The organism is Ensifer sp. LC384 (genome assembly GCF_001695865.1).
GTDB lineage: Bacteria > Pseudomonadota > Alphaproteobacteria > Rhizobiales > Rhizobiaceae > Ensifer.
This window is the reverse complement of record NZ_MBST01000041.1, coordinates 1-12,810: the sequence shown is the minus strand read 5'-3', so window position 1 is coordinate 12,810 and position 12,810 is coordinate 1. Positions and strand designations below refer to the sequence as shown.

General features: G+C 63.0%; 13 protein-coding genes. 3 read left to right on the top strand and 10 right to left on the bottom strand.

Annotated elements, in window-relative coordinates; translation table 11 throughout:
- Positions 1–97: 97 nt before the first annotated feature.
- From BC363_RS24760 to BC363_RS24750, 3 genes are all read right to left on the bottom strand, one after another.
- Entirely contained in the window at positions 98–1,576 is a 1,479-nt protein-coding gene (locus BC363_RS24760) for an aldehyde dehydrogenase family protein (RefSeq protein WP_065785575.1), read from the bottom strand.
- 105 nt (positions 1,577–1,681) lie between these two features.
- Positions 1,682–2,110 (bottom strand): hypothetical protein, encoded by a 429-nt coding sequence (locus BC363_RS24755; RefSeq protein ID WP_065785574.1) that lies wholly within the window; start codon positions 2,108–2,110, stop codon positions 1,682–1,684.
- Between the two features lie 111 nt (positions 2,111–2,221).
- Complete coding sequence (locus BC363_RS24750; RefSeq protein WP_065785573.1) at positions 2,222–2,710, bottom strand: DMT family transporter; 489 nt, start codon at positions 2,708–2,710, stop codon at positions 2,222–2,224.
- An 89-nt stretch (positions 2,711–2,799) separates the two neighbouring features.
- Here BC363_RS24750 and BC363_RS24745 point away from each other — a divergent pair, with 89 nt between their 5' ends.
- Positions 2,800–3,753, top strand: coding sequence for a LysR family transcriptional regulator (locus tag BC363_RS24745; protein WP_065785572.1), 954 nt, complete (start codon positions 2,800–2,802; stop codon positions 3,751–3,753).
- A gap of 221 nt (positions 3,754–3,974) precedes the next feature.
- Here BC363_RS24745 and BC363_RS24740 read toward each other — a convergent pair whose 3' ends face one another.
- The 7 genes from BC363_RS24740 to BC363_RS24710 form a co-directional block, all read right to left on the bottom strand.
- Complete coding sequence (locus BC363_RS24740) at positions 3,975–5,009, bottom strand: Tim44 domain-containing protein (RefSeq protein ID WP_141690421.1); 1,035 nt, start codon at positions 5,007–5,009, stop codon at positions 3,975–3,977.
- A gap of 147 nt (positions 5,010–5,156) precedes the next feature.
- Positions 5,157–6,752 (bottom strand): GMC family oxidoreductase N-terminal domain-containing protein, encoded by a 1,596-nt coding sequence (locus BC363_RS24735; RefSeq protein ID WP_065785570.1) that lies wholly within the window; start codon positions 6,750–6,752, stop codon positions 5,157–5,159.
- Between the two features lie 72 nt (positions 6,753–6,824).
- Complete coding sequence (locus BC363_RS24730) at positions 6,825–7,820, bottom strand: branched-chain amino acid ABC transporter permease (RefSeq protein ID WP_065785569.1); 996 nt, start codon at positions 7,818–7,820, stop codon at positions 6,825–6,827.
- Positions 7,813–8,700, bottom strand: a complete 888-nt coding sequence (locus BC363_RS24725) for a branched-chain amino acid ABC transporter permease (protein WP_065785568.1) — start codon at positions 8,698–8,700, stop codon at positions 7,813–7,815. The genes BC363_RS24730 and BC363_RS24725 overlap by 8 nt, the downstream gene beginning before the upstream one ends.
- A 3-nt stretch (positions 8,701–8,703) precedes the next feature.
- Positions 8,704–9,405 (bottom strand): ABC transporter ATP-binding protein, encoded by a 702-nt coding sequence (locus BC363_RS24720; protein WP_065785567.1) that lies wholly within the window; start codon positions 9,403–9,405, stop codon positions 8,704–8,706.
- 1 nt (position 9,406) lies between these two features.
- Positions 9,407–10,189: an ABC transporter ATP-binding protein gene (locus tag BC363_RS24715; RefSeq protein ID WP_065785589.1), complete on the bottom strand. Its 783-nt coding sequence runs from the start codon at positions 10,187–10,189 to the stop codon at positions 9,407–9,409.
- 14 nt (positions 10,190–10,203) lie between these two features.
- Entirely contained in the window at positions 10,204–11,409 is a 1,206-nt protein-coding gene (locus BC363_RS24710; RefSeq protein WP_065785566.1) for an ABC transporter substrate-binding protein, read from the bottom strand.
- A 236-nt stretch (positions 11,410–11,645) separates the two neighbouring features.
- On the opposite strand from BC363_RS24710, the gene BC363_RS24705 reads away from it, so the two are divergent.
- Positions 11,646–12,584, top strand: coding sequence for a LysR family transcriptional regulator (locus BC363_RS24705; protein ID WP_065785565.1), 939 nt, complete (start codon positions 11,646–11,648; stop codon positions 12,582–12,584).
- Positions 12,581–12,712: a hypothetical protein gene (locus tag BC363_RS36255; RefSeq protein ID WP_280137953.1), complete on the top strand. Its 132-nt coding sequence runs from the start codon at positions 12,581–12,583 to the stop codon at positions 12,710–12,712. The genes BC363_RS24705 and BC363_RS36255 overlap by 4 nt, the downstream gene beginning before the upstream one ends.
- Positions 12,713–12,810: the final 98 nt, after the last annotated feature.

Here is a 12,810-nt window from a genome sequence, read left to right as displayed (position 1 = left end):
GCGGCATGATGCTACCGTTATCTGGCTTATTCCATAGGCGCATGAAGGGAATTTGACGCCGCCCGTCGAGGCCGGCGCCTTTGCTGCGGGGGCGCCTCTACGCCTTGATGTACCAGCCCCACGGCTCGTCGGCATCGAAGCTGGTGATCTGCTTGGTCTCGAGATAGTTGGCAAGGCCCCAGCGACCGAGCTCGCGGCCGATGCCCGACTGCTTGTAGCCGCCCCAGGGCGCTTCAGGGAAGGTCGGTTGCGAGCAGTTGACCCAGACGATGCCGGCGCGAAAAGCCCGGGCGACGCGCTCGCAGCGCTGCTTGTCGGCAGACATGACCGCGGCGGCAAGGCCGAAACGGCTGTCGTTGGCCATGCGCACCGCATCAACCTCGTCCGTAAACGGCTTGACGCAGACGACCGGCCCGAAGATTTCCTCACGCCAGACATAGCTGTCTTCGCCCATGTCGGTCAGCACGGTCGGTTCGATGAAATAGCCGCTGTTGAAACCGGCGGGCCTGCCGCCCCCCGCCGCGATGGTCGCTCCGTCCTGGCGGGCACGGTCGATCGCGGTCAGGACCTTGTCATATTGTCCCTTGGAAACGATCGGCCCTAGCAGCGTGCCCTCGTCGAGGCCGTTGCCGATGGTGATCTTGGCCGCCTCTTCGCAGAGCCTTTTGACGACGGCATCGTAGATCGGCTCCTCGACGAGCACGCGCGAGGTTGCTGAACAGACCTGCCCCTGGTTCCAGAAGATGCCGAACATGATCCATTCGACTGCTTTGTCGATATCGCTGTCGGCAAAGACCACGAAGGGAGACTTGCCGCCGAGCTCGAGGCTGATGTTTTTGATGTCCTGGGCACCGGCCATCATCACCTTTCGCCCTGTGGGTACCGAGCCGGTAAAGGCGAGCTTGTCGACCAGCGGGTGCTCGGTCAGCGGCTGGCCCGCATCCTGGCCGGTGCCGGTGACGATGTTGAGCACGCCCGGCGGAAGCTCTATTTCCTCGGCAATGGCGCCCAGTTCCAGCGCCGTCAGCGGCGTCAATTCGGACGGTTTCAGCACGATGGTGCAGCCGGCGGCAAGCGCCGGTGCCACCTTCCAGGAGACCATCAGCAGCGGATAGTTCCAGGGCGTGATCGCGCCGACGACACCGAGCGGTTCGCGAATGGCGCGGGCGGTGAACCGGTTGTCGCCGACGGCGATCGTTTCCTCGGGATTGGCGTCGAGTTCCTCGGCAAGCCCGGCATAGTAGCGGAAGCAACCGGCGGCATCGTCGATATCCCATAGCGCTTCCGTCAGCGGCTTGCCGTTGTCGGTGACTTCGAGACGCGCCAGAGAGTGCCGCCTTTCCTCGATCTTCTCGGCAATCGCCCTGAGATAGACGGCCCGTTCGGTGCCGGAAAGCTTCGGCCACGGGCCGCTGTCAAACGCAATGCGGGCGGCTTTGACGGCGCGGTCGATATCGTCATAGGTGGCTGCGGGCGCATGGTGGATGACTTCCTCCGTCGCCGGATCGATCACGTCGAGCGTACCGCCGCGGCGGGGTTTCTCCCATTTGCCGTCAATGAACAACTTGTCCCGCATGCCTGTACCCTCATTTCAGCCCGGCAGAGTATGGCCCTCTCGATGGGGATCGCGCCAGCGGCCGGCCATACTTTTTCTGGGCTATCTTGCTTTTCGCTGAGGCCCTTACGTGCTTCGGCTCAGAGGCCTCCAGGCAAGGAACGGAAGAACGGGAAGGATCGCACTGGCGCCGGCAATGAACCAGAATTGCCGAAGCGTCATCCAGCCGTCACTGTAAAGCGTGCCCGCCAGGACGCCAGCGACCATGAACAGATCCATCAACGGCAGGCTCAGCGCATAGAAAACGGCCTGGCGCTCAAGGCTCAGCCGTTGCTGGATAAGCGTGAAATAGGCGGCGAAGGCGACCATCTCCGGCATGCCACCGATGATCAGCATTGCCGTTGCCAGCGCATGGTTCGGCGCGAAGACCACCGCGAGCGTCGTCACGCCTTCGAGAAGGCTTGCGACGAGATAGGCGGTCAGCAGCGACTGTGCATCGACCAGCTTTCTCGCGACGCGATTTGAGACGAGAGCGCCGATGACTCGCTGCTGCAAGCCCCGCCTTGCGGGGCTCGTCACGCCATCTGGTGTGGTTCGGTCGACATGAACGCTTGTTATCACGGCGGCTGGGCAGCGACAAGAATTGTGGCGGGGAGGTGCGCATGGTCACCGGGCCTGGCTTGCGAGTGCCGGCATGGTGCTTGCGATCTGCGTGATCACCATGCCGCTGATGATCAGCGCGACGCCGACGAGGCGGGCGACGCTCACCTGTTTTTCCGGAAAGCCCATCAGGCCGAAGTGGTCGATGATGATCGAGACCGCCATCTGTCCGGCAATTACCGCGACGATGAAGCTGGCGGCGCCGAGCTTCGGGGCGAGGAGAAGGGCCGCGGTGATGTAGATGACGCCGGCTGCGCCGCCGATCCAGATCCACCAAGGGCCCTTCAGTGCCTCGCCGGGGCTCGGCATCGGCACGCGAAAGGCGATCATGATGGGGATGATGAGGGCGAGGCTGACGCCGAGCGAAACGGCGGTCGCCCATAGAGGATGACCGACCAGGCGGCCGAGCACGACGTTGGCGCCGGCCTGCAGCGGGACGACCGCCCCGGCGAAGACAGCTGCGAGGATGAGGAGGAGTGGGCCAGCATTTGCCATGACGATATTCCGATCTGTTTGACGGGCCTATGGTCGATCATTCAAATCAAGAATGGAAATTCGCAGTTTGCACGGTCTATATTCGTAAGATGAATAACCTCGCTGGAATCGATCTGAACCTGCTTGTTGTGCTCGATGCGCTGTTGGCCGAACGCCATGTTTCGCGCGCCGCAGTGCGCCTGAACAAGAGCCAGCCTGCGGTCAGCCATGCGCTGGCCCGCTTGCGCGATCTCTTCAATGATCCCCTGCTGGTGCGGCATGGTGGGCGGCTGGAGCCGACCATACGGGCGCTTGAGATCGCGCCGCGGCTCGCTGAAGCAATGGCTCGGATGCGGTCGCTGCTTGCGCCGGCAGGTTTCGACCCTGCAACGGAGCGGCATGTGTTCCGAGTGGCGATGTCGGACTATGGTGCGGCGGTGCTGCTGCCGAGGCTGATGGCGACCCTGCGGGTCGAGGCGCCACATGTCGATCTGATCGTCAGCCAGGCGAGCCGCGAGGTCATGGCGTCGCAGGTGGTGGACGGAGAGATCGATCTGGCCCTGGGCGTGTTCCCGGCGCACGGTGAAGGCATCCGGTCATCGCTGCTTTTCAGGGAAAGCTTTGCCTGCCTTGCAGACGCGTCGCGGCTTGGCGGATCGCTAGCCATTGATCTTGCCGAATATCTCGTCCGGCCGCATGTGCTGGTGTCGTTGCGTGGCGATGCCAGCAATGAGATCGATCTTGCGCTGGCGGCGACGGGAAATGCACGCCGCATCTGTCTTGCGGTTCCGCACTGGAGCGTCGCGCCCGGCCTGGTGCGTGGTACGGATCTCGTCCTGACCGTCGCCCGCCGCATCCTTCCGCAGGCAGACGCCGACGGGCTTGCCGTCTTCGAACCGCCCTTTGCCATTCCGCCGTTCGACTTCGAGCAGATCTGGCACCGTCGTCGCGACGGCGACCCGGGGCATCGCTGGTTGCGGGCGCTCGTCGCGCGCCTTCTCGGCGATGAGGAACCGGTTACTACAGCGCCGCGCGTCAAATATGACGCCCAAAGGACGCTGTAACGCTTTAAACTTGCTGCATAATTTTATCCTTAAATCGATTCCGATTTGAGGAATTATGCAGTAGCCGATGACGCAGTGGCACTCGCCTCCGTCGTTATGCGAGCCAAATGAACCTGCGCTTCACCCTGTCGGGCCGGTGTAATCGGGTGGTGGCGGATGCGCAAAAAAAGACCCGGTCGGATGGGCCGGCCGGGTCTCAAGGGTTTAGGTCGTTGGCGCTATCAGGCGTGCCCGACGCCCTGGATCGCCGACACCTGCCACTCGCCGGAAGCCTTGCGTACGAAGGTCCAGAGCTCGACGGCTTCGGTCAGATTGTCCGGATCGCCGCTGACGACACGCCCGGTGGTGCGGTCGCGCATCACGTCGATGCTCTCGTAGCGCATGGCAACGGTTGCGTAGTCCGTACCATCTTCCGACCAGGCTTCGGCGACGTCACCCTGGACGAGATGGACGTCGCTGACGTCGTTCTTGACGCCGCTGGTGGCGTTGTCGCTGAGTTCTTCGGCGAGATAGGACATGGCTTCGGGCGTCGTCAGGCGACGCAAGGTGCCGTAGTCCTCGGCCGCGTAGGCCGCCTGAACGTCCTTCAGCATCTTCTCGAACTGCTCGAGGTCCGACTGGCCGATGCCGATTTCGTCGGCAGGGCCGTCGGCGGCAGGCGCCGGTGCGGCTGCAACGGTGGGGCGCGCATTCGCCTGACCACCCGCTTGGCCACCACCGATGCTCGGGATCTTGAACGAGGGCACGCCGGCCGAAGGCGCGTTCGCTGACGACCGCTCAGACGGGCCGGCATAGGCCGGCTGGCGGTTGCGGCCGAAGAAACGCATCGCCAGCATGATCACGCCGCCGATCAGCAGCATCTGGACGATCAGGCCGAGGAAGCCGGCGGCGCCGCCGAAGCCGCCGCCCATCAGCATGCCGATCAGGCCGCCGACCATGAGGCCGCCGAGAAGCGAACCGCCGAAGCCGCTGAAGAAGCCGGGTCGTGCATTGGGCGTGTTGGCACCGGTCGGGCGCGTCTGGGCTGCCCCGGGATTGGTGGTCGTCGGGCCGGCATCCTGGCGCGGCGTCATCGTACGGTCGATCGGTGCCGCGTTTGTCGGCGCGGTGCGGGTGACGGGCGGCTGCGAAAAGGTGCGTGTGCCGCGGCTGCCGAAGCCGCCGCCCGAGCGCCGGGCCTCGGCGACATCCACAACTGTGAGCGCGACAGTGAGACCGATCGCCATCATCGCCAGAGCTCGTCCAAAACGCTGCATTGCCATTCAAACCCCTTGTATTGTGCTTGGGCCCACGAGGGCCTTCGCTGGCTCATATAGAGGTTCCGATCCCGGATTTTAAGGTTTCCGTGTCGCTTTTGGTCCGGTTTACCGTAATCGCGCCGGTGAAATCGGCCGGAAAAACCCTCAGCGGTTGGCTTCGAGGATCATCGTCGCCGCCTTTTCGGCGATCATGATCGTCGGCGAATTGGTGTTGCCCGAGGTGATCGTCGGCATGATCGAGGCATCGGCGATGCGCAGGCCGTGCAGGCCGCGCAGGCGCAGCTCCGCGTCGACGACACTCGCCGGATCCGCCCCCATCCGGCAGGTGCCGACCGGGTGGAAGATCGTCGTGCCGATATCGCCGGCGGCGCGGCGCAGATCCTCGTCACTCTCGTAGGACGGTCCCGGCTTGAACTCGGTCGGGTTGAAGCGGGCGAAGGATGGCTGGTTGACGATGCGACGCGTCAGGCGGATGGAGCGGACCGCGACATCGCGGTCGGCCTCAGCCGTCAGATAGCGCGGGCGAATGTCGGGCGCTGCGGCGAAATCCGGCCCTTTGAGATGTACCGATCCCCGACTTTCCGGCCGCAGGTTGCAGACGCTGGCAGTAATCGCCGGGAAGGGATGAACCGGTTCGCCGAACTTCTCGAGCGACACCGGCTGGACGTGATATTGCAGATCCGGCGTCTCCTTCTCGGAGCCGGAACGGGTGAAGATGCCGAGCTGGCTCGGCGCCATGGCCATCGGGCCAGAGCGCCTCGCGAGATATTCGAGACCGATCGCCGCCTTGCCAAGGAGCGTGCTTGCCTTCTCGTTCAGTGTCGGCACCCCGGTCACCTTGTAGGCGAGGCGCAATTGCAGGTGATCCTGCAGGTTTTCGCCGACGCCAACCAGCTCGTGCCGGACCGCGATACCGTTGTCGCGCAGCACATCGCCACGACCGATACCGGAGAGCTCCAATATCTGCGGCGAGCCGATGGCACCGGCAGAAAGAATGGTTTCGCGGCGACACCGCGCCTGTGTGACCATGCCGTCATGCTGGAATTCGACGCCGGCGATGCGACCTTCCTCGATCACCAATCGGCGGACATGCGCCTTCGTAAGAACAGTCAGATTGTGCCGGTTGCGCGCGGGCCGCAGAAACGCCTTGGCCGTGTTCCACCTGATGCCGGAGCGTTGGTTGACGTCGAAATAGCCCGAGCCTTCATTGTTGCCGCGGTTGAAGTCCGTCGTTTCCGGAATGCCGGCCTCGGTCGCTGCCTTCTGGAAGGCGTCCAGCACGGCCCAGCGAACGCGTGCCTTCTCCACCCGCCATTCGCCGCCCGCGCCATGCATCTCGTCGGCGCCGCGATAGTGGTCTTCCGACTTGCGGAAATGCGGCAGGACGTCGTCCCAGCCCCAGCCGGTGCACCCCAGTTGGCGCCAATGGTCGTAGTCTCGCGCCTGGCCGCGCATGTAAATCATGCCGTTGATCGACGAGCAGCCGCCGAGCACCTTGCCGCGGGGATAGCCGAGCGCGCGGCCGTTCAGGCCCTCCTCGGCGGCGGTGGTGAAACACCAGTCGGTGCGGGGGTTGTTGATGCAATAGAGATAGCCGACCGGAATGTGGATCCAGTGATAATTGTCGCTGCCGCCGGCTTCGAGCAGCAGGACGCGGCGATCCGGATTTTCGGAAAGGCGGTTGGCCAGAACGCAACCGGCGCTACCCGCTCCGACGACAATGTAGTCGAACGTGTCCATAGGCTTTCTCTTGTGTCGTTGCCCGGTCCGGCGCAATCGGGACCGGGCTCGCTCTCTTCCTCGAGGAACGTTCTAGTGGCGATGTTCGAAACCGAGCTTGCGGCCGAGCCTCGAATTGTAGAACTCGCCGACGATGCCGCGCCGGAAAAGCAGCACGCAGACCATGAACACCAGGCCGGTGATGATGGTGACCGGGAATTCGGAGGTTGCGAGGTAGTTCTGCAAAATCACGACGAGGCCGGCGCCGAACAGTGGACCGATCAGCGTGCCGATGCCGCCGAGCAGCGTCATCAGGATGACCTCGCCCGACATCTGCCAGCTGACGTCGGTCAACGTCGCAAACTGGAAGACCAGGGCCTTGACGCCGCCGGCAAGGCCGGTGAGCGCCGCCGACATGACGAAGGCGGCAAGTTTGTAATTGCGCACGGAGTAGCCGAGCGAGACGGCGCGCGTCTCGTTCTCACGGATCGACTTCAGGATCATGCCGAAGGGCGAGTGAATGATCCGCCAGATGATCGCGACGCCGATGATGAAGACGCCGAGCACGAAGTAATACATGTTGGTCGACTGGCTGAGATCAATGAAGCCGAAGAGATGGCCGCGCGGCACGGACTGGATGCCGTCCTCACCCTTGGTGAACTCGGCCTGCAGGCAGAAGAAATAGAACATCTGCGCCAGCGCCAGCGTGATCATGGCGAAGTAGATGCCCTGCCTGCGAATTGCGAGATAACCGATGATCGCACCGAGAAATGCTGCCCCCGCGACGCCGACGAGAATGCCGAGTTCCGGCGGCAGCCCCCATTCCTTGACCGCATGGGCGGTGAAATAGGCGGCCCCGCCGAAGAAGGCCGCGTGCCCGAAGGAGAGCAGACCGGTATAGCCGAGCAGCAGATTGAAGGCGCAGGCAAACAGCGCGAAGCACAAGAGCTTCATCAGGAAGACGGGATAGAAGAACAAGGGGGCGAGCACGAGCAGGGCAAGACCCGCCGCCAGGAACATCGTCTGCGCGACGACCGGCTTCTTTTCCCTGGGCTTATCGATATCGAGTGTCAATGTCATATCAAACATCCCGGCCGAAGAGGCCTGCCGGCCGTATCAGGAGAACGATGGCCATGATCACGAAGATCACGATGTTGGAAGCCTCGGGGTAGAAGACCTTGGTCAGCCCTTCGGCGACGCCAAGCAGGTAGCCGGTGACGATCGCCCCCATGATCGAGCCCATGCCGCCGACGACCACGACGGCGAAGACAACGATGATGATGTTCGAGCCCATCAACGGCGAGACCTGGTAGATCGGCGCCGCGAGCACGCCTGCAAGGGCGGCGAGTGCGGCTCCAAGCGCATAGGTCAGCGTCAGCAGGAACGGCACGTTGATGCCGAAAGACTGGACGAGGATCGGGTTTTCGGTCGCCGCACGCAAATAGGAGCCGAGCTTGGTCTTCTCGATCACCAGCCAGGTGCCGATGCAGACGATGAGAGAGAAGGCGATCACCCAGCCGCGATAGACCGGCAGGAACATGAAGCCGAGATTGGTGCCGCCCGCAAGCGCTGCCGGCGTGGCATAGGGCTGGCCCGAAGCGCCATAGAGATAACGGAACGTGCCTTCGATCGTCAGCGCCAGGCCGAAGGTGAAGAGCAGGCCGTAGAGCGGATCAAGCGAATAGAGCCGCCGCAGCATCGTGCGTTCGATGACGGCGCCGACAAGCCCGACGGCAAGCGGCGCGACGATCAGCGCCGGCCAGTAGCCGATGCCGAAATAGGACAGCAGCATCCAGGCAAAGAAGGCGCCGAGCATATATTGCGCGCCGTGGGCGAAGTTGATGACGCGCAGCAGGCCGAAGATGATCGCAAGGCCGAGGCTCAAGAGTGCATAGAACGAGCCGTTGATCAGGCCGATCAGCAGTTGGCCGAGGAAGGCTTGCAGCGGAATTCCAAAGATCATGGTCATGGCTCAGACCCCCAGCACGTCATGCAGCATGTCCATGCGGGCGGAGAGTTCCGAGACCGGAAACTCGCCGACCATGCGGCCATGATCCATCAGGTAGAAGCGGTCGGCTACCTTGCTGGCGAAGCGGAAATTCTGCTCGACCAGAAGAACGGTCATGCCGCGCTCCTTCAATGTCTTGAGCACGTCGCCGATGCGCTGGACGATGACCGGGGCAAGCCCCTCGGTCGGCTCGTCGAGCAGCATCATGCGCACACCGGTTCTCAAGATCCGGGCGATCGCCAGCATCTGCTGTTCGCCACCGGAAAGCTTGGTGCCCGGGCTGTTGCGGCGCTCGTGCAGATTGGGGAAAAGCTCGAAGATCTCGTCGACCGTCATGCCGCCCTTGGCCACGGCCGGCGGCAACAGCAGGTTTTCGTAGACCGACAGCGTCGAGAAGATGCCGCGCTCCTCGGGGATGAAGCCGAGGCCGCGATGGGCGACCCGGTGCAGCGGCACCTTGATCAGGTCCTCGCCGGCAAAATCGATCGCGCCCTTGCGATTGCGCACGATGCCCATGATCGAACGCAGGGTGGTGGTCTTGCCGACGCCGTTGCGTCCGAGCAGGGTGACCATCTCGCCTTCGCCGACCGTCATGTCGACGCCATGCAGGATGTGGCTTTCGCCGTACCAGGCGTTGAGGCCGGAGACTTTCAGAAGCGGTTTCATCTCAGGCCTCCTCGGTGCCCATATAGGCGGTGCGCACCCGCGGGTCGGCTGACACATTTGCGTAGTCGCCCTCGGCGAGGATCTCGCCGCGCTGCAAGACGGTGACGTGATGGCAGAGCGTCGAGACGACGGAGAGATTGTGCTCGACCATCAGCACGGCGCGTTCGCGCGCCACCTCGCGGATGATCTCGGCCACCATGCCGACATCCTCGTGGCCCATGCCGGCCATCGGCTCGTCGAGCAGCAGGACCTTCGGGTCGAGCGCCAGGGTCGTGGCGATCTCCAACACCCGCTTGCGCCCGTAGGAAAGGTCGGCGGCAATCGCGTTTCTCTCCCGGTCGAGGCCGACGGAACGGATCAGCTGATCGGCCTTGGCCGTCAGCCCGTCGAGTGCCGACATCGGCTTCCAGAACTGGGTCGCAAGGCCGTGCGGCCGTTGCAGCGCCACGCGCACGTTGTCGAGCACGCTCATATGCGGAAACACCGCCGAGATCTGGAACGAGCGCACCAGTCCCATGCGCGCCACCTTGTCGGGCGCCATGCGGGTGATGTCTTCGCCCAGCAGCGTGATCGTGCCGTCAGTCGGCTGTAGGAACTTGGTCAGCAGGTTGAAGACCGTCGTCTTGCCGGCGCCGTTCGGGCCGATCAGCGCATGCACGCGGGCATGGTGGACGTCGAGGTTGACGTTGTTGACGGCGGTGAAGCCGCCGAAATCGCGACGGAGACCGCGGGCGGACAAAACCACCCGCGGCGCTCCATTCTGTTCTGACGAGGCAGCGGTCATCGCGATCCGACCGCTCACGATTTTACGAGTTCGCAGCCGCTCTTGGCCGGGTCGATGAAGGCTTCGGCACCCGGAATGGTGGCGAGCACCTTGAAATAGTCCCAGGGCTCCTTGCTTTCGTCCGGCTTCTTCACTTCCAGCAGATACATGTCGTGGACCATGCGGCCGTTCTCTGCGACCTTGCCGTTTTCGGCAAAGATGTCGTTGACGGGAAGGACATGCAACTCCTTCGAAACCGCATCGCCGTCATCGCTGCCGGCCTTTTCGATCGCTTTGAGATAGGAAAGCACGGCCGAGTAGGTGCCGGCGTGAACCATGTTCGGCATCTTGCCGGTGCGTTCCATGAAGCGCTTGCCGAACTTTGCCGTCTCTTCGTTGCGGTTCCAGTAGAAGCCTTCGGTCAGCGTCAGCCCCTGTGCCGCTTCGAGGCCGAGGCCGTGGACCTCGGCGAGCGTGAAGAGCAGCGCCGCCAGACGCTGGCCGCCCTGGACGATGCCGAATTCGGCTGCCTGCTTGATGGCGTTGGACGTATCGAGGCCGGCATTGGCAAGGCCGATGACCTTGGCACCCGAAGACTGCGCCTGCAGCAGGAAGGACGAGAAGTCGGTGGTCGCAAGCGGATGGCGGACGGAGCCGACGACGGTACCGCCGTTTTCTTTGACGTAGTTGCCGGTGTTTTCCTCGAGCGAGTAGCCGAAGGCGTAGTCGGCGGTCAGGAAGAACCAGCTGTCGCCGCCCTGCTTGACGAGCGCGCCGCCGGTGCCGACCGCAAGCGCATGGGTGTCATAGGCCCAGTGGAAACCATAGGGCGAGCACTGCTTGCCGGTCAGTTCGGTGGTGGCCGCGCCGGTATTGATGGTGATCTTCTTCTTTTCCTTCGACAATGCCTGGACGGCGAGGCCGACCGAGGAGCTCGTCAGCTCCATGATGCTGTCGACCTGTTCGGTGTCGTACCACTGACGGGCGATGTTGGAGGCGATGTCGGCCTTGTTCTGGTGGTCGGCGGTGATCACCTCCACCGGAACGCCGAGAACCTTGCCGCCGAAGTCCTCCACCGCCATCAGCGCGGCTTCATAGGAGGACTTGCCGCCGAAATCGGCGTAGACGCCGGACTGGTCGTTGAGAATGCCGATCTTGACCTTGCCGTCGGATGCGTCGGCGAGTGCCGCGGTGCTGCTGGCAAGCATCATTGCGAATGCGGTGAGCAGTTTCTTCGTCATCTTGTCCTCCTCCAAAGGCTTCAGGCGGGAGTGTCTCGCGCAAAATCGCGCTCGGCTCCGGCAAAGCGCATGGCGTTGCCGGACAGTCGGTCCCGTTCTGTTCAAATTTGGCCAGACATGCTCCTCAGATGCCGGCTCCGACGGTACAATCCGGAAAAAATCGCTTGGACGCAAGCGGCACGGACCGTAAATTGCAAACAGGGTCTGTTCATTTTCGAACAGATGGGGGCGATGACATGAATCCGAACTTTACCTGGGACGACTTGCAGTTCTTTCTGGCGGTGGCGCGCACGGGGCAACTGTCGACGGCGGCAAGGCGGCTGCGCACCAGCCATGCGACAGTTTCGCGTCGCATCGACCGGTTGGAATTCGCGCTCAAGGTCAAGCTGTTCGAGCGCAATCCGCGCGGCTACGTGCTGACGGCGATCGGCCAGCGTTTCGTCGAGACCGCTGAACGCATCGAGCGCGAGACCGAGCAGCTGCAGCTCGATATCAGCGACGGCCTGACGGCGCAGCGCGGCGTCGTGCGGCTGAGCACGCTCGAAGGCTTCGGCAATTTCTTCCTGTCGGACAGGTTGTCGAGCTTTGCTGCGACCTACCCGAACATTTCGCTGGAACTCGTGGCGATCCAGCAGATCATGTCGCTGTCGCGCAAGGAGGCAGATCTGTCGGTGGCGCTGACGGCGCCAAAGGCCGGTCCCTATCATTCCGAGGTGCTGACACCCTATACGCTACATGTCTATGGTTCCCGCAGCTATCTCGCCAGCCACCCGCCGATCAGGAGCCGCAACGATCTCGCCGCCCATCGCTTCGTCGGCTACATCGAAGACATGATCTTTGCGCCCGGGCTCGATTATCTCGGCGAGATCCAGCCGGGCTTGCGGGCGCATTTCCAGAGTTCCAGCATTCTCACCCAGCTAAAGGCCGTGCGCCAGGGGCTTGGCCTCTGCGTGCTGCCGCATTTCATGGCGCGCGAGGAAAAGGACATCGAGATCGTGCTGCCCGACGAGATCGAACTGAAGCGGACCTATTGGATGATCTGTCACCGCGATCTGGTTGCCGTGCCGCGGGTGAGGGCGGTGCGCGAGTTTCTGACGCAGATCGTGCGGGAGAATTGGGCGTGTTTCAGCCGCGAGCGAGCGCCGGTGCCGGCCGGCCCGGCGCTTCAGCCATGATCGACGGCCTGCCAGGTTCCTGCGCGATTCCTGACCTGCCCGATGTTTTTTGCCGATTTGGCGATGATTCTGGTTCTGGTTTGGGTGTTTTGCTGGTCTGTTTCGGGCTGTTGATAACTTCCGTTTGAATTTGTTGTTTGTTTTCAGTTGGTTGTTCGATCTTGTCGGTTTTTTGAAATTGACTGTTGACGTCTGTGAGGATGGGGGTCTATAAGCCCGATCACTG